Annotated in this window: 13 protein-coding genes; 6 read left to right on the top strand and 7 right to left on the bottom strand. The window is 46.0% G+C overall.

Translation table 11 applies throughout. The annotated features are described in order from the left end of the window. The 6 genes from ACFSR5_RS11690 to ACFSR5_RS11665 form a co-directional block, all read right to left on the bottom strand. Positions 1-2,517, bottom strand: coding sequence for a mechanosensitive ion channel family protein (locus ACFSR5_RS11690; RefSeq protein ID WP_380903929.1), 2,517 nt, complete (start codon positions 2,515-2,517; stop codon positions 1-3). Between the two features lie 161 nt (positions 2,518-2,678). Then, positions 2,679-4,106, bottom strand: a complete 1,428-nt coding sequence (locus tag ACFSR5_RS11685; protein ID WP_380903927.1) for a c-type cytochrome domain-containing protein — start codon at positions 4,104-4,106, stop codon at positions 2,679-2,681. After that, complete coding sequence (locus ACFSR5_RS11680) at positions 4,106-4,990, bottom strand: sugar phosphate isomerase/epimerase family protein (protein WP_380903925.1); 885 nt, start codon at positions 4,988-4,990, stop codon at positions 4,106-4,108. Before ACFSR5_RS11680 ends, ACFSR5_RS11685 begins: the two co-directional genes overlap by 1 nt. 10 nt (positions 4,991-5,000) lie before the next feature. Beyond that, positions 5,001-6,497, bottom strand: coding sequence for a DUF1501 domain-containing protein (locus tag ACFSR5_RS11675; protein ID WP_380903923.1), 1,497 nt, complete (start codon positions 6,495-6,497; stop codon positions 5,001-5,003). A gap of 4 nt (positions 6,498-6,501) precedes the next feature. Then, positions 6,502-9,261 carry a DUF1553 domain-containing protein gene (locus ACFSR5_RS11670; protein WP_380903921.1) on the bottom strand — a complete coding sequence of 920 codons (2,760 nt, stop codon included), beginning with the start codon at positions 9,259-9,261 and terminating at the stop codon, positions 6,502-6,504. A 138-nt stretch (positions 9,262-9,399) separates the two neighbouring features. Next, the gene (locus ACFSR5_RS11665; RefSeq protein WP_380903919.1) at positions 9,400-12,294 is read right to left on the bottom strand and encodes a triple tyrosine motif-containing protein; all 2,895 of its coding nucleotides are present in this window, start codon (positions 12,292-12,294) and stop codon (positions 9,400-9,402) included. 176 nt (positions 12,295-12,470) lie between these two features. Between ACFSR5_RS11665 and ACFSR5_RS11660 the strand changes: the two genes are divergently transcribed. From ACFSR5_RS11660 to ACFSR5_RS11650, 3 genes are all read left to right on the top strand, one after another. Continuing rightward, positions 12,471-15,527 (top strand): SusC/RagA family TonB-linked outer membrane protein, encoded by a 3,057-nt coding sequence (locus ACFSR5_RS11660; protein WP_380903917.1) that lies wholly within the window; start codon positions 12,471-12,473, stop codon positions 15,525-15,527. A 23-nt stretch (positions 15,528-15,550) separates the two neighbouring features. Then, positions 15,551-17,101: a RagB/SusD family nutrient uptake outer membrane protein gene (locus ACFSR5_RS11655; protein ID WP_380903915.1), complete on the top strand. Its 1,551-nt coding sequence runs from the start codon at positions 15,551-15,553 to the stop codon at positions 17,099-17,101. A gap of 228 nt (positions 17,102-17,329) precedes the next feature. Further along, positions 17,330-19,351 (top strand): family 16 glycosylhydrolase, encoded by a 2,022-nt coding sequence (locus tag ACFSR5_RS11650; RefSeq protein WP_380903913.1) that lies wholly within the window; start codon positions 17,330-17,332, stop codon positions 19,349-19,351. Positions 19,352-19,460: 109 nt separating this feature from the next. Here ACFSR5_RS11650 and ACFSR5_RS11645 read toward each other — a convergent pair whose 3' ends face one another. Beyond that, entirely contained in the window at positions 19,461-20,129 is a 669-nt protein-coding gene (locus ACFSR5_RS11645) for an ATP-binding cassette domain-containing protein (protein WP_380903911.1), read from the bottom strand. A 775-nt stretch (positions 20,130-20,904) separates the two neighbouring features. Between ACFSR5_RS11645 and ACFSR5_RS11640 the strand changes: the two genes are divergently transcribed. From ACFSR5_RS11640 to ACFSR5_RS11630, 3 genes are all read left to right on the top strand, one after another. After that, on the top strand, positions 20,905-21,603 hold the full coding sequence (locus ACFSR5_RS11640; RefSeq protein ID WP_380903909.1) for a phosphonatase-like hydrolase: 699 nt from the start codon (positions 20,905-20,907) through the stop codon (positions 21,601-21,603). A 166-nt stretch (positions 21,604-21,769) separates the two neighbouring features. Further along, positions 21,770-23,116 carry a DUF5690 family protein gene (locus ACFSR5_RS11635; protein ID WP_380903907.1) on the top strand — a complete coding sequence of 449 codons (1,347 nt, stop codon included), beginning with the start codon at positions 21,770-21,772 and terminating at the stop codon, positions 23,114-23,116. 3 nt (positions 23,117-23,119) lie between these two features. After that, on the top strand, positions 23,120-24,243 hold a 1,124-nt coding region (locus ACFSR5_RS11630; protein WP_380903905.1), incomplete at its 3' end, for a TIGR03364 family FAD-dependent oxidoreductase.

Below are 24,243 nucleotides of genomic sequence, written 5' to 3'. Positions count from 1 at the left end.
TTAGTCATTTCGTTTCTGAGCGGTTACATCCGGCTTAATGAATTGGTCTATGATGACCTTTTGAAGAGGCAACGAAAAGGACAGCCCTTCGCGCTGGAAAATAGTATGAATTTTGGAAACCAAATCGCTTTTTACCTGCCCTGCGTCTTTTAGGGTCCGCACCCAAAAAAATAAGTCGACAGACACGGCATGCGCCGTAACTTCACCAAATTGCACCACCGGAAGTGGCGATCCTAAAATCTGTTCATCTTCATCTATAATATGCAACAGCAACGTTTTTACACGATCGAGATCAGTTCCATACTGCACATTCAACCGGACATGCAAGCGTTTACGATATCCACCCAATGTCCAATTGACAACATGGGCATTCAATAGATCGCCATTTGGCATGATCAAATCAGCGCCATCTGCCGTTGCAATTACGCTGCTACGAAAGCCAATGGATTTCACTTTTCCCGACTGTCCGCCAATATCGATCTGATCATCAACGTTCACCGGCTTTTCGAATGCAATGATTAGTCCACTCACTAAGTTGTTGACAAGGGTTTGCAAACCAAAACCAATCCCAACTCCCAAAGCACCGACCACAATACTGAGCTGTTCAATAGGTATACCCACAGCAGAGAATGCCAAAAACAATCCCAAGGTAATAATGCTTATCCGAATCAACAAAATCCAGCTTCCCAAGTGAAACTTCCGGCGCTGTTGTTCATCGCGCGTATTCCATTGTGGATCTGACGCAAAAAAAGAAACGATTTTCGATAACACCGTGGCACCGACCATAATCACAAAAAAAATAGACAAGTTATATACAGAAAAGCTATAACTGCCCAATTGGTGCTGGGTTTGAAAAAAATCTTTTAAAGGATCTGCTAATAATCGAAATTCGTAAAAATTACGGCCAAAAAGCACAAACCATCCGACAATCAACAACACATAGAAAAACATCGGTGCTCGTTGACCAACGCGGTTATAGTTGATGTAGAATAGTCTACGCTCTTGCTGCTTATGCAGCAGCGAAGCAAACTTCAGCCCTTCATTAACCAATCGCAACACCCATAGAAAAACGACGGCCGCCACCACGTTCGTCAATCCGGCAATAAGCAATACTTTACTGAGGTTAAAGCGCCCGAAGATATTGAGTAATACGGATCCCAGTTCCATAAGTACCATCGCACCAATGGGATATAATATCCACCGTTCCTTCAGCCCCTCGTGTTGCCTCCGGTGAAGTAGGGCAAGGAGTCCTATACCAACAGCAAAGACCGAGATTCCTAGCATAATCCAGCGTTCCCAACGGGAGGGCTGCAGCAATAAATTGTCCAAACCCGCACAAATAAAGGCCATGCTTATCGATATCCACACGAACATCCAATAACCGGTAATCGCATTTTTTAAAATAAAACTTACCAGTATCGCGCAAGCGATCAACACGATTATGGTCAACACGAACGGAGGTGCCGGAAAAATAAATTGCATCACACTAAACCCAATAGTCAGGCCAGAGCAAAATGGATAACGCAACAGGAGACTATTTTCCGCAGTAAGGTTACCGTTCTGACGCACACCTTTACGCAATGTGAACCCGTAAGCGACAGCCATTGCGGTGATTAGTAAAAACAGCACAAGTTTACCCCAATGTGCCCTAAGGTAATAAAGGAATACTAGCTTTGCTTTTGCCATGGAGAAGAAAAGGATGTCTTGCCAAGGACGGTCGAACGAACTAGGTTCCCAAATATTAACAAATTCACGTTGCCACGCTCGATCAGAAAGACGTCCTTGGAAGAACTGTATTTCTTCCATCTCGGCACGTAACTTCATCAGCTCCAGATTGATTCTATTTTGTAGTTCCTGAACGCTATTGATCTGCTGCTTCAGCTTACGGTTCACGGGCGAAACCTCTACCGCCAATACGCGCAGCCGTTGCACATAATTTGCTAAATCCACGGAGTCCCGGGGGAACACAAAAAATGCCCGGTCGTTCATGAGCGAATCGATATGAAAACGGAATCCGGATAATTGCTCTTGATATTTATCAATGCGATTTTTCGATCGCAGAACTTCGAGAGATAACGCATCAAGCACATGGTAAGTGGCGGTCAGGTTCCTCGACGATTGAGCTGTTCCAATATGCACAAAAACACCATCTTTAGCAATGTCGTGCCATCGGTTAATCTGATCTATGCGCCGTACGAGTTGAACAGAGTCGTATCCCTTTTTGAGAAAAGATTGTGACTGTGCTCCCAACGCTTTAACCTCCTCCATAAGTTGGTTCTGACGAATGGAGGCCCGTTCCTCCTCCAGCTCTCGGCTGCTCGTTTTGGACGACTCTCGAAAAAAAGATTCCATACGGGACACATAAGCTGACTTCAGAGAATCTTGCGCATGCACCCCACAGGTCATTCCGCACATGAGTAGAACAAAACCTACGAAAAAAACCGCTATCGCCTTATGCATGTATTCATCAAATGGATTGGCAGTTAGAGCAACACCGTACCAGACAACTGTCTTCATAGGTATCTATCTTTTCATCTATAAAAGTACATATAAGATTCACAAAACTTCATAACAATTCGAAAAAAAAATCGCTACCCGATATCCGTCGACAGCGCTACATGGTTACTTATAAACGTCCAATTGCATATTATTAAAAAGCTAAATTGTCTGTTGGATTTTTAGTAAGTAATCGTATCAGATGCCAAAAACGGCAAGATATAGTTTCCCGTATCAACGGTTGTTTCCCTTCTTTCCTGTCTACCTCCAATATGTCGTAACCCCGTATGAAATGCGTATACATGCTTCAACTTCGGAATCTTCCGAAGATGGATCAGCGCGTTATCCGTGACCTTTGTGCCTACAAGATTGATGTAGGCTAGATTTTTCAGCCGATGCAAATACGCTAAGCCTGCGTCTGTTATGCCCGTATATTCCAAATGCAGACGACACAATACAGGGAATTGGGCGACGGCTTTCATGCCTTCGTCCGTAATTGCGGTGCGTCCAATTTTCAGTTGGACAATATTATCCTTTATTTGCAACAGGTCGTGTAGATCTGCATCGCTGAATTCCGGATAGTTGACCGTATTGATAACAACCATATTATTATCGGCCGCCACGGGCATAATCTTAATACCTTTTGCTTGCCACACGTTAACCTTGTCCTCCGGAAGTGGGGGCGCAACAGATAAGTCCGCATATAAAATACCGGTCTCCACTTGTTGACCGGCCTCCAATTTGTTCAGTATGGCTAAAATTTCCTTGGGTTGCTCCAGTTCCTTTGCTTTCTTCGCAAAGTCTGCTCCAGAACTCACCCACCAAGAAATAAGCTTAATCTGATCTGGTGTAATAGGAGTACGTCCCTTCGGTGGCATACGTTTTTCATGACCTTCTGGCAATATCAAACGGCTATACAACACGCTGTTTGCAGTGTCTCCCGCTGCGAGCACAGCTCCGCCATCACCGCCTCTTAGCAGCATCTGTTGGTTGTGCAGTGCCAAACCACCCTCTTGCTTTTTCTCGCCATGACAGCTTTGGCAACGCTGTTTTAAAATAGGCTGTATTATATCCTGGTAAACCACCGCTTCTTGCGCATTGGGCAAGGAGACTATTTCGTCAGTAGGCTGAGCGATGCCTAACGTATGCTTTATCACCGTAGGCAAAGCATCCTTCAGGTACCCCTCTCCATGTGTCAGTGTCCCGCCGAAATGTCCGGTAAGACCAAGAAGCACAAGCATGGTCAACATAAACCCGAACCGTTGTTTCTGAAGCCGTCTCCACCATTGGCTAGAGCCCAGCGTTTCCCGATATAACAGGAGAGTGACTAGGCTGACCACAGCAACGGCAATCCCCAACCATTGGTGAAATCCCAGAACATCCACCTCATACCCTCCGTTGCGCGACAAAAAATAACCAGTAATAGCGGCTACAACCGCAGCAACAGCACCGCATAGCAAGGTAAAACGAATGGCACTCAGATACTGTTGTCGTCTACGAAACAGGTCCACGGTAGCCATAGCAAAGGCCAAAACCAACATACCAATAGGCAAATGCACCAATAAGGGATGCCATCGCCCAATAAATGTCATTAATTCTTCCAAAAACATTATTCGTTGTTATAGCGGGCTCTCAAAAGGTTCAACATATAAACGTTCAGCTGCCATTGATCCGCAACAGGTTGTTGTGTGTACGGCAAAGTTGGCAAATACCCAGCAGGCCCAAATTCGGTCGTGATGGATAATGTCCGGTTCTGCATTTTATGAATCCGAACCACCTCATCCCACCATGCGAGGTGCTGATCAACAGTACGCTTCCACTCAGGAGCAGCGGGATCATTCACCTGTGGCCCCTGCGGATGCCCTATCCGAGCATGGATATGGCCTGTCCGCATCAAGGCCAGCGCAACAGCTTCCTGTTGATCCCCGAGCAACGACTCATGCACGTTGCACCAATGCGAAATATCCAAAGCCAATGTCAAATCCGGGATTGCCGTTAAATAACTTTTCGTCACGTGCGCGGCGAAGCTGAAGCGTCCCCGGTGCGTTTCATGGTATACAGGAAGATGGTGACGCTCACTAACTTTTGCACCGATTTCGATTAACTGTTGATTTTGCTCGAACGTATAATAATCTTTGCCTGTATGGCAATTGATATAATCCGGTCGGAATTTCGCGGCAGTCTCCAAATTGGACGAGAAGCTTCGGACATACTGTTCAAAATTACCACCGCCTCCGCCGGCAAGAAGTCCCAAAGACAAACCATGTTTTTTTAACGCTTCGGTCATCTCCTGTTGTTCCTCCGGTGTACCCGGCAGCCAGGTTTCTACACCGTCATATCCGGCCTTTTTCACATGGGCGCAAAACGTGTCCCACGATTCCTGCATGCCCCAGTTTGTACAATAAAACCGGATCGGCGCAGTTGACGATACTTGTGCATTTAGCGACATGATATGTCCAAAAACGCAACACACTATTAAATAGATATACTTCATGAGCTAAGCGTTATACAACAGCTTGAATAAGATTTCCTTCCACATCGGTCAAACGAAATGGGCGCCCCTGAAATTCATACGTGAATTTTTCATGATCAAAACCAAGGAGATGTAGCATCGTAGCATGCACATCGTGCACCGAGGCACGCCCACTCACTCCTGCGAATCCAATTTCGTCAGTTTCGCCGTAACTGATACCATTCCGGATTCCGCCTCCAGCCATCCATATGGTATAGGCGTCGGTATGATGATCACGTCCCAAGAACGGCATGTCGCTATTATCTCGATTCTCTTGCATCGGTGTACGGCCAAATTCCCCTCCCCAAACGACCAGGGTTTCCTCCAACAATCCCCGTTGTTTTAGGTCCATGATCAAGGCGGTCATTGGTCGATCAATTTCGCGGCACTTGTTCCGGAATCCGAGGTCAATGGAATCTGCAGGGTTTGTCCCATGGCTATCCCATCCCCAATCGAAAAGCTGCACGAAACGCACACCTTGTTCGACCAGTTTGCGCGCCAGCAGACAGTTGTTTGCAAAAGATTCTTTGCCGGGCTCTGTACCATATAATTCATGAATATATTCGGGTTCTTTAGCGATGTCCATCACCTCTGGCACCGCAACCTGCATCTTATAAGCCATCTCGTATTGCGCAATACGGGACAACGTTTCCGGATCTTTAAATGTGTCATATTCTTCTTTGTTAACCGCGTTAATGGCATCGATAGCGCTTCTTTTCAGATCGCGTCCCATTCCTTCCGGATCTGCAATATACAGGACAGGGTCTCCTTTCGACCGGCACTGCACCCCTTGATAGACAGAGGGAAGAAATCCGCTTCCCCAAACACTCTTCCCGGCATCTGGAGTTTTTCCACCGGACGTCAGCACAACAAAGCCCGGCAGGTTGCTATTCTCCGAACCGAGGCCATACGTTACCCAAGAACCAATACTCGGACGCCCTAACCGAGCGCTTCCTGTATGCATGAAGAGCTGAGCAGGTCCGTGATTGAATTGATCTGTATGCACCGCTTTTAAGAAGCTAACTTCGTCGACCACCTTACTGAAATGTGGTAGGTGATCGGACACCCACGCGCCGCTCTGTCCATATTGCGCAAAGGTCGCTTGTGGCCCTAGCATCTTAGGCACCCCGCGTATGAAGGCAAATTTTTTGCCCGCTAACAACGATTCTGGACAAGGCTGGTTGTGCAGCTTATGTAACGCCGGCTTGTAATCAAAGAGCTCCAGCTGCGACGGTGCGCCTGCCATATGCAAATAGATGACACTCTTGGCCTTACCGGGAAAATGAGGTGATTTTGGGATCAAAGGGTTCAACGCATTTAAATCAAAAGCGCCGTCATTTCCTTGTCTGCCATCCCCGCAATTCGCTAACAACCCGCCTAAAGCTATCCCCCCTATTCCCGCCACACACTCTTTCAAGAAATGACGCCTAGTGACCGCCTGCAGCTGTTTTTGCTGCGCCTCTTTTATCAGTTTATTTATGTCTTTCATGCGGTTACGATTTCGTTAGAAATTCATCTAGATTTAACAGGGCATTTGCCACAACCATATAAGCAGCCTTCGAAACCAAGTCATCCCGTTTTAGTGCGGTCGCATCTATGCCCATGAATTGAGCCGCTTCGTGTGGTTTTTTAGAAAAGTTATCGACGGCTTCAGCATACAGTTTTTGCAGGGCCAGTGTTTTGGCCGGTGCAGGATCCTTGAGCATAACGTGTCTATAGCCGGCTTCTATCGTGGACATTACGTGACCTCTCCCCTCTTTCTGCATCTTAGCAGCTAGATATTTTGCCGCTTCCAGATACACCGGATCGTTCAATGTGGTTAAAGCTTGCAAAGGCGTATTTGTCCGTATCCTATCCACAAGACAAACCTCTCGACTGGATGCATCAAATGAAATAAAAGACGGATAAGGGCTGGTACGCTTTAAGAAAGTATAAATTCCTCGGCGATATTGATCTTCACCCGCACTGGTAGCCCAAGATTCGCCGCTGTACACCGTCATCCACACGCCGTCGGGTTGATGGGGCATCACGCTCGGACCAAACATCTTTTCACTCAACAACCCACTGACGGTCAACGCTTGATCCCGGATCTGTTCGGCAGACAAACGGAATCTAGGACCACGTGCCAGGTAATAATTTTCAGGATCCTTCGCCACGTCCTCGCTGTTTAAGCTCGACGACTGCCTATACGTCGACGACAAAACGACTTTTCGTATCAAGCTTTTCAAACGCCACTTATCCGCATGCATCAAGTTAAGGGCCAAGTAATCCAGTAGTTCACGATGAACAGGCGGTGTGCTCTGTGTGCCCATATCACCCAATGGTTCCACCAAACCACGACCGAATAACTGCGCCCATACCCGGTTTACGACCGTACGTGCTGTCAATGGATTATCTTTACTCACGACCCACTGGGCAAATCCCAAACGGTTTTTAGGGGCATCCTTGGGAAAATCGTTCAGAGACTCCGGTACCATGGGTTGTACTTCGGATCCTGGAGTCAACCTATTTCCACGCTCAAACACGAACGTCTTTCTCCGCATCTCGGTTGGATTCTCAATCATAATCGGCACACTCGCAGGTTGACTATTGACAAGCTGCAGGAAGGTGGCTTGCATTTTTTCCCCTTCCGCCCCTGCGCCCGATGTAGGAAATCCGTCTCGAAAAGCAAACCATTCGATCATGCAAACCGGTTGGTCAGCAGGCAACGAAGAATTTTTAAAAATCAGGTATACATCGTGCTTCCCCGTTTGTTCTGCCAAAGGCGATACGAGGACTTGTCTGCCCTTGGTCACCGGAATATCCACCGTTGCCAACAGCTCCCCGTCGCGCCTGCCTTTCCTGATCTCTAACGTTCCTCCGCCAGCACCTGTCCAAAAGTTCATGTAGAATTGCTTTTTGTTTGCTAGACTCACGTCGCGCAAACGGGCACTTCCGCCATGGCGCACTCCCAACCACTTGGTATCATACAATGCGCCATTTATAAGCTGATCGCTATAATGGGCATGGATTTTCGGTTCCAATGTATGGAGAAAGAGATCTGTCGATTTCACTAGGCTGGCGCCGCCATTGTTGGATAACCAATATTTGATACTATCGATACGTTGTTCGTCTTGCACATTGTAAAACCGCAACTTAGGATGGTCACCCTGCGTATCTTCATCGCGCGTATTATTAAAAAAAGCTACCGACTTGTAATATTCCTCAAATTTGAACGGATCGTATGTATGGCTATGGCATTGCACACATTCAAAGGTCGTACTCAGCCAAACTTGATACGTAGTATTAACTCGGTCCAACACGGCGGCTACGCGAAACTCCTCACTATCCGTCCCCCCCTCGTCATTATTCATCGTATTCCGGTGAAACGCCGTGGCAATCAACTGATCTTTCGTTGGGTCTGGAAGCAGATCCCCAGCCAGTTGTTCGATAGTAAACTGATCAAAGGGCATGTCCGCATTGAACGCTTTAATCACCCAATCTCTATATGCCCAGATCTCACGCGACCCGTCCTTTTCATAACCTTTGGTGTCTGCATAGCGTGCCATATCTAACCACCAGGAGGCCCATTTTTCGCCATATTGCGGCTGTGACAACAAGCTATCTACGCGTCGTTGATAGGCGTCGTCCCGCCTGTCGTGCAAAAAAGCCGCGGTCTCGTCCAAACTCGGAGGCACACCGATCAGATCAAGGTAAACCCGACGTAACAGTGTCTCTTTGTCAGCCTCTTCCGAAAAGGAGAGACCCTTTTCCGCAAATTTATCTTGTACAAAATAGTCGATGTCATTCGAGATTCCCTTCGGTGCCAATCCCAAAAGCCGTGCAAAAGAAAATGGCTTGGGCACCTCTACAGCTGCAGGTAGAGTATACGCCCAGTGTTCTCCCCACTTCGCTCCCTCGTTGATCCAACGTTTCAGGATATCGATTTCCGCATCGCTGAGCATCGGGGCGTTATAAGGCATTCGCAATTCGGGATCGTCCGACGTTAACCGACGAATAAATTCGCTATGGTCTGCATCGCCGCGGATAATCGCTGGTTTGCCCGATTCCGCCTTTGCAAAGGCCTCGTTTTCAAAAAGCAGACTAAATCCGCCACTTTTTTTCACGCCGCCATGACACGTAATGCAGTGTTTATTTAGGATAGGCTTCACGTCTGCGCTGAAGTCTACCGGCTCTTCCTTTCCGAAGGCAAAGACCCCGACAACGGCGACGATTACGGTCAATACAGCAATGACCCATAGTTTTCTTTTCATTCCTTAATGATGGTCTATAAATATCTCTGCTCGTAGGTTTACTATACAAAGTTAAGTAGTAGGCCGCGTGCTTACCTGCACAATACGATTAAAATGCTGTATTTTTTGGTTACAGGATCCGCGCGGGCAACGCCTGCGTCAAACCGTCAGTAAATAATCGTGTGTAGACATCTCAGTTTTTATAGCAAGCTTCTTTCGGATCCGGTATCGATGGATTTCGACACCGCGAACCGAAATACTCTGCAATTGCGCAATCTGCTTGGTGGTGAAATTTAGCCGTAAATAAGCACATACCTTTAAATCGTTCCTAGAAAGGGCGGGATGTTTTAATTTTAACCGGTGAAGAAAACCGTCGTTTAATTCGTCGAAATGCGAGGCAAATTGATCCCAATGCGTCGTATTTTTCTCCACATCCTTCAACAAGGACGTAATTCTTTTCACGTCGTCGCTATCCCGATCGCCGATATCCAACTTGGTCAATTCGATGCGTAATTTACTGAGCGCGCCGGAATTCTCCATCAACTGCATACTAGCATTAGCTAACTCCTTTGTCTTCGACTGTACTTCACTCTCCAATTTTTCGTTTTGCAACTTCATAATTTCCTTTTCATTCTTCTCAATCTCCAATTGGTGAATGTACCGGAGCTGCTTCATTTCTTTATCGAACTCTTCTTGCTTCGCTTGCCACGCTTGCTGTTGCCACCGAAAAACGAAATATATCATGGCTAGGATCAACAGTAAATACCCCAATAATGCCCAAACGGTTTTATACCAAGGAGGCCGGATAACGAACGTAAACGTTTCAACAGGGGATTCTTCAAGTAAATTGTTTCTGGATTTCACTTTAAAGGTGTAGGTTCCACTTGGAAGGTTGGTATATGCCTTCTCGGTGTTCGATGTCCACACCGACCAATCGGTATCGTATCCTTCTAGCCAGTAACAGTAGTCCAGCTGTCCGTGTATACCGTAGCTAGGCCCGGCGAAGGTAAACACAAACGAATCGAAATTTGCGTCCAATTCGTTCACCTCCGGATCAAACAATGCCGACACTGTATCCGTTTTCAAAGGGCTATACCCATCAAAGATAATGCTGTCTTTTTTTGCCGTCGCAACAACAGAAGTCAACAAAACAGCAGGCTTCACCGTCCTATTCCTATATTTTTGATAATTTACATGGATCACCCCTTTCTCGGAGCCGATGTAAACATTTTGCGTGTTAAATGGATAAATATTTTCAAACCCAGAGGTATTAAGCCCTTCTATTTCGGGAAAATAAGTCAACGCATACACACCTCTATCTGTTTTATAGCTTGCGACACCTATTCGACTGCCACTACAAAACCAAATATTACCTTCCGTATCATCTCTCAAGAATTTAATCGACATGCCCTTAAAAACCGAGAATCGGCGGGACGGCACAAACCGCTTCCCTTCAGGGTCGAACTCGTATAGGCCATTTGTTGTCGCGAAAACGATCCTTCCTTTAATTTTAAACACATAATTTTGATACGACGAAGGTAAACCATCTTCTTCGGTAAACAACCGTGCTTGATAAGCCGTTCTATCTGCATTCAAGTGCAATTGATAGATCCCGCGATACGGATGGGATGCCCAAATTTGTTCTCCATCCAATTCCAAAAACCGATACGAATCTTGGAGACCAGTCAATGTGCGCACTTGCCAAAATCGACCTGGAGCATAGTGCAACAGATTAATCCCCCCGTAGGTACCTACGAGCGTTTGTGTAATCGGATACACCGATGCCAGCGGAAGCACCAGCCAGGATCCAGTACCTTCAGCAATAGGTGTCACCGTATGATCCACAATTCGAAATAAACCACGATTGTGACCGAGCAGTAATTCTCCGTTCAGTTCTTCCAATCGCCAAGCTTCTCCTCGATCACTACCGGAAACCAACGTAAATTGTCCCGGAGAAAGGCTATGATCCAAATAGTTGGGTTGCAAAGGCGTAACATATACACCGTTCGAGGAAGAGAGATAGAGTTCATTGTTAAACACGCGCACCGAATAGCCCGTAACATCATGGGTCGCATTGGGCCGAAAATAGCGCACTGCACTACCGTAGTTGATCACCGAAATAGCATTGTCCACACCGGCCCATATATTTTTATCCCGATCCACGAATACCACCGAGACATTTTTGTTCTGCAAACCCTCCACCACACCGATCCGACGAACCACTTTCCCCTGTTGATCCCGAACAACGCAACCTTCCGTAGCTGTAGCGACCACATACTCTGTATCGTCTATTTTGGCGAGGGACGGTGTGTATAAGTCTGTCCAACCGTCCATATACAGCTTTGTTATCTTGTTTCCGTGCAGGAGAAAACTTCGGTTGGTCAAGGTTGTAAAAAGTAAGCTATCACGCCCCATCTCCACCAAAGAAGCTATCTTTGCCCCGTCAAAATGCCTATTGTCCGCTAAGGACGTCCAATGCCCATCCTTATACTCCAATAGACCATTCGCTTGATCTTGGGCAAACAGCCGTCCACCTGCCCCCCCTAGGAAATCCCACACACGTTTAGCAGCATGGCTACGTACTTGATCATCGCGAAATTCAAAAATCATCGTAGTGGCTTGAAACATCACTGAGCGTCCGAATCCCACCGTATGCCAAATGTCGGCGAAATTCTGCTGGTCTGCCGGAAGCAGAGATTTTAAGGAAACATATTTCAGCCGCGGTTCAGCCGACGCCTCGAAATAGCCGAATTCGCCTTGTCCGCCTACATAGATCCGATCATGGTCATCAATAAAAATGGACCGGACGACGGTATGGTTTGGTAATACGTACTTTTTCCAATACTTCCCGTTAAAAGAAAACAAACCTTCATTATTAGCAAAATACATAATACCACGACTATCTTGCTTAATGTCCCACGTACGGCTGCCACCCTGAAAGTGCATTTTGTTGTAATTCTGCACCAGCGGAATTCCTAACGGATTTTGTCCTATTGCCGCATAATGCAGCAGGAGAAAGACCGATAATAAACAAAGGTGTATATATTTTATCATTTGGTTTATAAAGTACGTGATGTAACACTGATGTATCACAAATATAGCAAAATGCGGAAAATAGACCATTTTGATGTATAAATGATGTACCCCTATGCACGCGGATTCTGATCAGCACACCTAATTTTGACAGACTGATTTATAAACAAAAATTTCCAATGTTAATTTGAGTGTACATGAAAAACAAATTACTCTTGTTTGCTATGATCACCTCTTTCTTTTGTTTTTTGGGACGAGCCCATGCGCAAAACAGAACGGTGACAGGCAAAGTAACGAACGATCTAGCTGCCCCCGTGGTTGCTTCCATTACAGTAAAGAATGCGTCAACTATTGGCACGAGCAGTGACGAGGCCGGACAATTCAGCCTGCGCATTCCAGCTTCTGCAGATTCCTTGGTCATATCCGCTCTAGGATACCGGCCCATTACAGTGTCTGCTAGCACCAACATTATTCATATACAACTTCAGCCCGATGCCGATTTGCATTTGGATGAGGTCGTCATCGTGGGATACGGTACGCAGCGGAAAGGAGATTTAACCGCTCCAGTAGCCACCGTAAATATGGATAATGCTATAAAACGGACAGTATCGTCGCCAATGGACGCCTTACAAGGAGCCGTCACCGGTGTACAGGTTGTCAGCTCGGGTGCACCGGGATCTACACCAACCGTACGGGTCCGCGGTGTTGGCTCTTTCAACAACGAGAATCCGCTATATGTGGTCGATGGTATGTTTATGGACAACATTGACTTCCTTAACCCAAATGATATTGCCGACATGTCCGTCTTAAAAGATGCATCCGGTGCCGCAATCTATGGAGTACGGGCGGCAAATGGCGTTATCATCGTCACCACGAAAAAAGGGCGTTTGCAGATGAAACCGCAAGTAACATACCATGGTTACACAGGTTTCCAGATTCCTACGAACATCTTAAAAATGGCCAATGGATCACAATTTGCAGCCTATTCCCTGGCAAAGGGGGACGACTACATTGTCAACAATGCGGTCACCAAATTTGGAGGAGATGCAACAAATCCCGCTGTCAGTACAGATTGGTATAAAGAGCTCCTTCGTTCGAAAGCTGTATTAACCAACCATAATTTAGACATACAAGGTGGAAGCGAGCACATCTCGTATTCGTTTGGAATAAACTATTTGGATCAGAAGGGAATTATGGATGCTGAGAATTTTCACAGGAAGTATAATCTTCGCATGCAAACAGAAGCAAAAGTTACCTCTTGGCTGAAGATTGGATTTACCGCTCATGTAAACAATTTTAAGGAATTTCTACCCAACAACGCTGCCTTCCGACAAGCTTACTTTGCTTCCCCGCTCTATCCAGCTTATGACCCCGCGCTGGAGCTCGCCGAGCCGGTAAAATTTGGGAGTAGCGCAGCCATAGGAATACCCACCGGTTTTTGGTTTAATAACCCAATCGCCACGGCCTACTATAATAACAACCAACGAAAAGGAATACAGGTATTGCCTAGTTTCTATGTAGATCTTGCACTCTGGAAAGATAAACTAACGTTTCGGTCTCAGCTTAGCAACCGCTATCAATCGACGCACAATACCAGCTATACACCGGTGTATTATATAGACAATGACCAGCGTAGTGATCGTTCGTATTTGAGATCGGCACAAGCGCAGAACACGAACTATATACTTGACAACCTCTTAACGTATCGTGATGCGTCTGCCGATCATCATTGGAGCGTTTTATTGGGACAGTCCACCCGTGAAGAACGCTGGCGGGAAACTTGGGTATCTGCGAATGATGTGCCCGAATCACCGGAATTTTGGTACGCCGGACAAGGTGCTCAGGGAATCGGCTCAGCAACTGGGTATGGCGAGAATGGATTCCGGAATTCTGGTATCTCGTTTTTTGCACGCGGAACCTACGATTATAATAACACCTACCTACTAACGGCAACCTTCCGCGCGGATGGGAGCTCAAAATATCAAACCAAATGGGGGTACTTTCCGTCCGTGGGCCTGGGTTGGGTGCTGAGTCGGGAGAAATTTATGGAGAGACAGTCGCTCTTCGATCTGCTAAAAATCCGCGGTAGCTGGGGATTGCTTGGAAATGATGGCATCCAGCCTAATGCAGGTTATGCTATTGTCAATTCTGGGAACAACAATTCAGCCATATTTGGCAGTATCGGCCAAACCTACGGAAGCCGTGTACCCGGATACCGTGTCAATCGCTTCTTCACGCAAGTACGATGGGAAGTCGTGGAAGAATGGGATGGCGGTATCGACTTCGCCTTACTCCGTAATAGGTTGAGCGGCACAGTAGACTATTACCACCGTAAAACAAAAGATCTCGCGTTCAGCAGACCGATACCTTTTATGTGGGACCGTGTATATGGCAACTGGGGGACGGTTGCAAATAGCGGATGGGAAATAAGTATAGACTGGAAAGACAAGGTCGGCTCACTCGGTTATAACATCGGCGCCAATATGACCACCTTAAAAAATCGCGTTCTTGACCTGGGCGGACTGGATAACATCATGAATGGCTTTCCGGAGTGGTCTGCAGAATTCCCCGCCCGAATCGAAGAAAATCAACCGATTAATTATTACTATGGGTATGAAGTAGCCGGTGTATATCAAAATCAAAAAGAGATAGAAGCTGATCCAATCGCGCGCCGCTATAATGAACTCAATCCCGGAGCTCCCATCCAACCCGGTTATTTAAAATATAAAGATCAAAATAACAATGGCGAACTCGACGAAGCAGATCGCATCAATCTTGGAAACTATCTTCCGAAATTAACATATGGTTTTCAAATCGGACTCGACTACAAAGGGTTTGATATGAGCATCGCGCTCCAGGGTGTCACCGGCAATACGATACACAACTTAAATCGAGCCATGCGTCGTAAATATCCCCAAATGAATGCCGACGCTGCCTTTGTTGAAGGATTATGGACTGGCGAAGGATCCTCAAACACCTACCCATCCGCAAAGGGAAGTGTAGCGTCGTGGAACCTGCAGGCGAGCTCTTTCTTTGTGGAAAGCGGTGCCTATATACGGATTCAGAATATACAAGCCGGATATAGCTTTAAAGTAAGGGAATCCATCCCAGTACGCATTTTTGCTACAGCGGATCGTCCGGCTATTTTTACGAAGTATAACGGCTTTACGCCAGAAGTATCGGGCATGGGCTATGACGCGAACGTATACCCCATATCGGCAACCTACAGTTTAGGATTCCGCGCAAGTTTCTAATCATCAATTAAATAGAAGATATCATGAAATTATATACGTATATCGTACTTGGAGGATGCATTGCCTTCGGTATATTATGGAGTGGCTGTGAAAAGTTTCTAGACCAACCTTTAGAAAATCAGCAACGATCAGAGGAAATAGATTACACCAACATGGAATTGATGTATGCTCCGGTGTCGGGGGTGTACCGTGCCGCTTCCGACGACAACCTCGTCCATTGGATAGATCTCTCTATTCGCTGTATGCGTGACGATGACTATCAACAGGCGGCACCAAACCCGAACGACAATCCTGAACTCATGGGAATAAAAAATTTCCAACGAGACGTGACGATCCAGTCCTACTGGGGGCTGAATCAATCCTGGATCAGTTATTATAGTCTTGCCATAACTGCGAATAATGCCTTGATGGAGCTTGACCTCTTCGCCCAGCACATCCCTTCCGGCGATGCCGCAGCGCAGGCGTTAAATAGACAATATAAAGCGGAAATACGTTTCTTGCGCGCCTATGCGCATTTAATGGCGTCCCGCCTATTCGGTGATGTTCCCATCTTATCGGATAGCGGCGATATCGCGCGTCTTACGACCATCGAAAAGAGTACCGCAACTGCGGTCCGGCAATTTATCATCGACGAGATGAACGCTTCTATCCCCGATCTGGAAGATGCCCGACCAAACCAATCAAAACATATAGGCGCGGTCACACGTTATTCAGCGCTTCTTTTGAAGGCTAAAGCGGCCGCCGACCTAGCCGGAGCAGACAATAGCAGCCCGTTTTGGAATGATGTCCTGGAGGCGACAAACCAGATTATCGGTAGCAATAAATTTTCGCTGTTTGCGGATTTCTATCAGCTTTTTAAAATCGAAGGCAAACTGAGCAATGAGTCGTTGTTTGAACTACAATACTCTGATTTTGGCCTGCCCACCGGCGATATCGTGCGTCCTGGAGTGGATTGGGGAACATTCTTCAAATGGCAAGGGCCAGCAGGCGACCAACGAGGCAGTGCGATCTCCGGCGCCGGATGGATCCCCCCATCCCAGAATATTGTAGATTTTCTCACAGAGCGTGGCGACCTCACCCGGTTAAAAACGACAATATTACATTGCGGTGTGAATGGCGACCCGGCTACTTTTGCTGTTACGCCTAGTGGCGACCGTGTATACGGCAACCCCTTCGGCACTAAATACTTTAATGGAAAAGCCTATCTTCCCACATCGCAGATGACGGAGGGACGACTTGAATATGGAGCGAACAACAACGTACGGATTTTACGTTATGCGGATGTATTGCTTTTGAACGCGGAAGCGAAAGTACGCAAGGGCCAAAACGGAGACGAACCCTTCGGAATCGTGCGTAAACGTGCGCAGCTTCCGCCAATCACTGGTGTTACGCTAGACCAAATCCTGGAAGAACGTCGGGCAGAATTTGCCTGTGAATGGTGGGGAGAACGATTCAACGATCTCGTACGCACGGGCCGGGCACAACAGGTATTTGGCGCCAAGTTTGTACCAGGACAAAGCGAATATTTGCCCATTCCACAAACACAGATTGATGCGAATGCTAATTTTAAATAAGTGATCGGCCGTGGCTAAAACGTATAAAATCGTTTTTGACCACAACTTAGGGAACAGGACGAGGTAACTGGATGCGCTAAAAACGTGTAGTTGCTTCGCCGTGTCCTCTCCCCGGCCACTTCGTACACAGCGATGCCTTACACGGACTTCGTATTTTTAAATTGTTCATCTATTTTCACAACTATGTTTACCAAGATATTTCCCCTAATTACCCTTCTCTTTTTTTTTATGAGCTACCTGTCTAACGGTTTAGTTGCCCAACCGCATGGAGCTGTGAAAACACAAATTGTTCAAACCGATGATGGATTTCGAATACAACGGGGCGCCAACCCTTATTTCATTAAAGGTGCTGGCGGTACCGGACAATTGGAAAAGCTACGCGACTACGGAGGAAATTCTGTACGCACGTGGAGCACCAAGGATGCTGGAACAATACTGGACGAAGCCCATCGCTTAGGATTAACGGTCACACTCGGTCTTCAAATGGGCGTGGAACGGCATGGTTTCGATTACAACGACACCAAGGCTGTCGCAGAACAATTGCAGCGTGTGCGCCGAGAGGTTGAGCAATACAAAGATCATCCCGCTCTGCTGGCATGGGGTATTGGTAATGAATTGAACTTACACTATAGCAATCCGAAGGTATGGGATGCCGTTAATGAGGTGGCAATCATGATCAAGCAATTGGATAACAATCACCTCGTGACCACGATGCTGGCAGGCATCAATAAAAAAGAAATCGACCTCATCAAGACAAAATGTTCTGCACTGGATCTAATCGCTGTACAAGTTTACGGTGGGTTAGCGTCCGTTCCACAGCAACTAAAAACAGCGGGGTGGGATAAAGCCTATATGGTCACCGAATGGGGCCCTACTGGTCACTGGGAAAGCCTACAAACTCCCTGGAAAGCATCTATCGAAGAAAGCAGTAGCGAAAAGGCTGCTGTGTACAAGGCGCGATACGAAGCCTCTATCGCCAAGGACAATCATTGTGTCGGATCTTATGTTTTTTTATGGGGACAGAAACAGGAACGAACCCCAACCTGGTATGGACTTTTCACGGAGAAAGGCGAGGAAAGTGAGGTTATCGACGTCATGCAGTATCTGTGGAAAGGAACATGGCCTAAAAACAGAGCTCCCCATCTAGACGCTGCACTGCTCGATAACAAAAAAGCCACGGATTTTATCTACTTACAGCCTGACCAAAAATATCCACTCAGTCTCGTTGTTAACGATCCCGACAATGACGACCTGCAAACGCGTTGGGAATTATTGCCGGAAAGCACAGACCTAAAAGAAGGCGGTGATCGGGAGAGCCGCCCGAAGGCATTGCAGGGTCATGTGCAAGCCCTATCCCATCAACAAGCCGAATTGACCACACCGCATACAGGGGGCGCCTACCGATTGTTCGTTTACGTTTCCGACGGACATAACCATGTTGCAACGGCGAACATTCCATTCTTTGTACAAAACGATCACCCCACCGATCAATCACCTACCCCCACCAACTATGCATTTAGCAACACACCCTCTTGGGCAGACGAATTTAACTATAATGGCTTACCCGACCAAAGCAAGTGGTCGTATGATGTCGGGTCAAAACACCAAGGATGGGGAAATAATGAACTCCAATATTACACCGAGGCTAATACCGCGAATGTACTGGTTAAGAACGGAGTCTTACAGATTACGGCCCGGAAAGAACAGAAAGGTGGAATGAATTATACTTCCGCAAGACTTGTCAGCAAAGGAAAGGGTGATTTTCTTTATGGACGATTTGAAGCACGTGCCAAACTACCTACCGGGCGAGGAACCTGGCCGGCGATCTGGATGTTACCGACAACGTGGACATATGGTGGCTGGCCCAGCTCTGGAGAGATAGACATTATGGAGCACGTAGGTTACGACCAAGACGTAGTTCATGTCTCCGTGCACACCAAAGCGTATCATCATTCCATTAACACCCAAAAAACAGCAACTAAAAAGATAGCGCATGCCTCCCAGGAGTTTCACACGTATCGCGTCGACTGGACGCCGGAATATATCAAAGGTTTTATCGATGACCTGGAAATTTTCCACTTTACCAATGAGAAGACTGGATTCGAAGTATGGCCTTTCGATCAAAAATTTCATTGGCTGATCAATTTGGCGATTGGTGGAAACTGGGGAGGAAGCCAAGGGGTAAGCGACGATATTTTTCCTGCTAAACTAGAAGTAGATTACGTCCGTGTATACGATCTTCTTCCCTAGCCCACAGTCCCATCCACCGGATTATACGCCCCTGCATAGTGCACAGGACGTGCGCTATGCGGGTAAACGTGTTCCTACAGTTACCACCCGCAAGAGCTCCGTCCACGTCTCAAAGCTTACAATACTGATGAAACACAAGATCGTCCCGACTACGGATCGGTATCGCATTTCCGTGTTTTAATAGGATAGTGCGATCACTAACCTCCATTACATCTTGATATCGATGATCCGTTAAGAGGATCCCCTTATTTCTTTTTGTTATCAACAGCTGTTCGCGCAACCACTCCACCTGAACGGGGCTTAATCCGGCAAATGGTTCGTCCAATAATAGAACCGGCTTTGTACTACACAGTAGTAGCATCGTTTCCAGCAGCCGCCGCTCCCCCACCGAAAATTCGCCCAAATATGTGTTTGCGCTTCGGATAAAAGGTATTCGAAAAAAACGGGGCACATCCATATCAAAAAACGAAACAAGTTTTTTCAACCGGAAATCAAGCGGCAAATATCCGCATTGTGGCAACAGCCCTATGACAGCTGTTCGATAGCCTTGCTTAAACCGTGTCCCTTTGAACCGCAAGTAGGCATCAGGCGCGCGTAAGCTTCCAAAAATGATGTTCAGCAGCGTTGATTTCCCGGAACCATTGCGTCCCAACAAACCTACAATTTCTCCTTCTTGCACAGACAGGTATATAGCATTCAATACTTTATTGCCTCGACGGTAAAATACCGGGCTTTCTACAAATAGTAACTCCGCATCACGCATAACATATAAAAGCATAATAAGTCGGTCAAAAATAATGTCGTATATACTTGTCGATAACTAAATCCGATATTCTTTATAAAGTAGCTCCTTTTCTGCCTATAAAAGAAATACTCAACAAGAATAGATAGTCCATATCCTGTTAGCTTCATCCACAAAAAAAAATGCAAATAGTTCCAGTCCCATGCCAAACGAAGCTGTAACGACAAGACGACAATCAACACCGAAATCGCCAAATTACTGATCCACAATTGCGGAAAAAAAACAAAAATGAGCTTATTTAATTTCAAAAATTTAGAGAGTTGCATCAGGGAAATTACCCATTTATTTCAACATAAAACGATGTGTCCCGTTCGGAATTCAACGATTTAACATTTTTTATCCTTTCCAACAGAAACCAGCAATCGCCTTCTAGATTAAGATTACGCGAAGAAATTGTTACCATTCTCTTTCTCGTATAATCGTGGCATAGAAACACGTACATTTGCAGCAGTTTCGTGGAGAAACATGAGCAGAGCATACCATAGCATATGGGGTGTCAGAAGGTTCGAGTCCTTCCTCTGCAACAACAAGACCCTATCCAAACCCTATTAACCTAAAAGCGGCTAAAAGCCGCTTTTTTTAACACTACCATGTTTAGTAAACATAAACAAAAACAAATACAGGTTATTCATTGAGCCATTTTAACGCACTTCAAAATTAAAAATCGTCTATTATTTTATAAATACTAAACAATTACTTACTTTTGTAGCTCTATTCGTTTACTGTGAACGCATACAATAACGCATACAATATGGAATCCAAGAAAAATAAAACGGACATTAATTTGGTGGTCTGCGATATGGCCGGAACGACAATCGAAGAGGATAATCTGGTGTATAAGACACTTCAGCGAGCAATCCATAAAGCAGGTTACGACTTCAGTCTGGAACAGGTGCTAGCCCAAGGCGCAGGAAAAGAAAAGAAACAGGCGATCGAATCGATCATCTCTGCTTATGCCGGACCAACTCCGCAAGAACGTATCGAAGCAATTTTTGACGATTTTCTGGCGTCATTAGATGATACGTACCGCACCGCAGTTATCCGTCCCCAACCATACGCCGAAGAGTTTTTTGCCCGTCTAAGGCAGCGGGGAATACGCGTGGTTTTAAACACGGGCTACAATCGTTCCACGGCAGAAGCGCTCCTCACGAAGTTAGGATGGACAATTGGCAATACGATTGATGCCTTGGTGACCGCCGATGATGTAGCCAACAACCGCCCCCACCCAGACATGATCCTACACGCCATGCATCTCTTTGGAATTCCATCGGGTGCAACCGTAGCGAAAATAGGAGATTCCACCATCGACATACAAGAAGGTAAAAATGCCGGATGTAGCCTAAACATAGGCGTCACCACTGGCGCGCATACCTGGGAACAATTAGCAACGGCTCAACCCGAATTAATAGCGAACAGTTTACGGGAGGTTCTACCCATACTTACAAATTAATCGGCACAAATACCAAAAGAGACTACCTACATGGTGGTCCTTTTTTTTATTCGGGAGCAACGCTTATAAAAGTTTATAAATACTTAACAATTGTTTAGTATATAGGTAATGTACGATTTTTACTTTTGATTGGTAACGCACGAGTGCGGCAGAATTAACAAGTAATATGCCATATACAAAAAAGTTAAGCTGGGGACTATCCGAATGGAATGGAAAGCTCATCGTAGTAATCACAGCGTTTGCAGCGTTTATGTGCTATACAAGCATGTACGCCTTTCGAAAATCATTCACAGCAGCAGAATTTGAAGACCAGAGGTTGTTCGGAATGGATTATAAGGTCTGTCTAGTCATTATACAAATGTTGGGATATATGTTGAGCAAATTTTATGGCATCCGGTTCATCGCCGAAAGCAAAGCATCCGGGCGTGGCCGATCACTTGTTATGCTCATCCTCCTCTCCTGGCTTGGTCTATTTGGTTTTGCTGTCAGTCCACACCCTTGGAATGCTTTTTTTCTTTTTTTGAACGGATTTCCGTTAGGAATGATATGGGGGTTGGTATTCAGCTACCTTGAGGGAAGAAAATATACGGAATTTATGGGAGCGGTCATGGCCGTCAGTCTGGTTTTTGCTTCGGGGTTAGTAAAAAGTGTCGGCCGCTGGCTAATGGATGTATTTCCCGTGAACGAGTATTGGATGCCTTTTTGTACGGGACTTTTATTTTTTATACCTTTTATCGGCTGTGTCGCCTTACTGGAAAAGTTACCTCCTCCAACGACGGAAGACAAATTATTTCGAACAGAACGCGTCCAGATGGATAAAGCGATGCGCAAACAATTTCTCCGCACCTTTTTTCCAGGCATTGCATTGACCGTTGTCCTCTATACGTTGCTGACGATAATAAGGGATATCCGAGACAACTTTGAAGTCGAAATCTGGGAGAAGTTGCACGTCAACGGATCAAGTATCTACGCCAAAGTCGATGGAATAATTTCGTTCATCATCTTAGTTTTTATGAGCCTGCTTATTCTCGTAAAGGATAATCAAAAGGCATTTAAAATTATCCATATCAAAATACTTTTCGGATTTCTGATCGCCGGTTTCTCCACTTATTTATTTCATCTGGAAAAAATAGATGGGACGACGTGGATGCTTTTGGTTGGCCTAGGACTATACATGGCCTACATTCCCTACAATGCAATCTTTTTCGAACGCCTCATCGCCACATTTCAGATCCGCGGCAATATAGGTTTTATTATGTACATCGCAGATTCCATCGGTTACCTAGGAAGTTTTATGATCCTGCTCAATAAAGAATTGCTTCCTGATTCCGTGAGCTGGGGAGACTACTTTATCCAGCTTGTATTTTGGGCGTCTATTGGTGGAACCATACTTTCCGCACTGTCGTATCGCTATTTTGGTCGGAAAAAAAAACATACTATTTTAGCTGAAACGGTGCAGTGGTCGGCAAACGAGGATCAACTAAAAACAGGTTTATTAAAAAATACATACTAACACATGCACACAAAGACATATGACTTGATCGTGGTGGGTGGCGGGATCCTAGGGACGTTCCACGCATACCATGCCTTAAAAAAAGGGTTGACCGTATTACATCTGGAGAAAGATAGTGTTCCAGCAGGATCAACCGTTCGTAATTTTGGACAGGTCGTTCCTTCTGGGATGGCGGGAGAATGGTTTGATTATGGCGTGCGCGGACTCGAAATCTATCAAACGATCCAAACGGAGTTGGATATTTCGGTTCGGAATAACGGCAGTTATTACCTAGCTTCCGATGATGACGAAGTTCAGATCATCCATGAACTCTCTGCCCATTACCACACAAAGGGTTATGCACATGAGCTATGGCATAAAGAACAGGTTCTGTCAAGGTTCCCCCAGCTGAAAAAAGATTATGTACGAGAAGCACTTGTGTTTGGACAGGAACTTAGTGTGGAACCGGACGTCATGATACAACGCCTGCACCGTTATCTTGAACAGAAATTTGAGACCTATACACTACGCTATCAGACAACGGTTCTCGGATGCGACTCGTCCTCGCAAGGTGTTACGGTCACGGCTACCGATAAACAAACCTTTCAAGCAGACCACGTAATTATCTGTAACGGCTACGAATTCAAAATCCTTTTTCGCGAACTGTTCAACGACAGCAACCTCGAGATCAGTAAGCTACAGATGCTACGTACCATTCCCTTAAAAGACATTCTTTTAGCCGGAAATATACTAACCGGCCTAACAATACGACGGTATGAGAGCTTTGAAACATACTGCCCGTCGTTTCATAACGTCTCTGCACCGGCACATTATCAAGAACTGCAACAATGGGGTATTCATATCTTATTTAAACAAGCGCCCGACGGCAGTATCATCATTGGAGACTCGCATGAATACGCTCCGGCAGATCAACTCGAAGAGTTGGGATTCACTTCCAAGCAATTTATCAATGACTTGATGCTGACGGAAGCCAATCGGATTCTGCCGTTACCTATCCACAGTATCGCCACGACGTGGTCTGGATTCTATGCGCAACACAAAAACCACATCGTGGAACATGATATCGATCACCGCATACATATTCGGACGGGTATCGGTGGCAAAGGCATGACAGCTAGCGCCGGATA

It is taken from the genome of Sphingobacterium suaedae (genome assembly GCF_042684625.1).
GTDB lineage: Bacteria > Bacteroidota > Bacteroidia > Sphingobacteriales > Sphingobacteriaceae > Sphingobacterium > Sphingobacterium suaedae.
Note: the sequence above shows the minus strand (reverse complement) of the source record. Positions and strands in the feature narration are given on the sequence as shown.

What these genes read in the sequence shown, in the direction of transcription:
- ACFSR5_RS11690 (WP_380903929.1), bottom strand. Translation starts at nt 2,517, where the DNA reads ATGAAGACAGTTGTCTGGTACGGTGTTGCTCTAACTGCCAATCCATTT.
- ACFSR5_RS11685 (WP_380903927.1), bottom strand. Translation starts at nt 4,106, where the DNA reads ATGTTTTTGGAAGAATTAATGACATTTATTGGGCGATGGCATCCCTTA.
- ACFSR5_RS11680 (WP_380903925.1), bottom strand. Translation starts at nt 4,990, where the DNA reads ATGAAGTATATCTATTTAATAGTGTGTTGCGTTTTTGGACATATCATG.
- ACFSR5_RS11675 (WP_380903923.1), bottom strand. Translation starts at nt 6,497, where the DNA reads ATGAAAGACATAAATAAACTGATAAAAGAGGCGCAGCAAAAACAGCTG.
- ACFSR5_RS11670 (WP_380903921.1), bottom strand. Translation starts at nt 9,261, where the DNA reads ATGAAAAGAAAACTATGGGTCATTGCTGTATTGACCGTAATCGTCGCC.
- ACFSR5_RS11665 (WP_380903919.1), bottom strand. Translation starts at nt 12,294, where the DNA reads ATGATAAAATATATACACCTTTGTTTATTATCGGTCTTTCTCCTGCTG.
- ACFSR5_RS11660 (WP_380903917.1), top strand. Translation starts at nt 12,471, where the DNA reads ATGAAAAACAAATTACTCTTGTTTGCTATGATCACCTCTTTCTTTTGT.
- ACFSR5_RS11655 (WP_380903915.1), top strand. Translation starts at nt 15,551, where the DNA reads ATGAAATTATATACGTATATCGTACTTGGAGGATGCATTGCCTTCGGT.
- ACFSR5_RS11650 (WP_380903913.1), top strand. Translation starts at nt 17,330, where the DNA reads ATGAGCTACCTGTCTAACGGTTTAGTTGCCCAACCGCATGGAGCTGTG.
- ACFSR5_RS11645 (WP_380903911.1), bottom strand. Translation starts at nt 20,129, where the DNA reads ATGCTTTTATATGTTATGCGTGATGCGGAGTTACTATTTGTAGAAAGC.
- ACFSR5_RS11640 (WP_380903909.1), top strand. Translation starts at nt 20,905, where the DNA reads ATGGAATCCAAGAAAAATAAAACGGACATTAATTTGGTGGTCTGCGAT.
- ACFSR5_RS11635 (WP_380903907.1), top strand. Translation starts at nt 21,770, where the DNA reads ATGCCATATACAAAAAAGTTAAGCTGGGGACTATCCGAATGGAATGGA.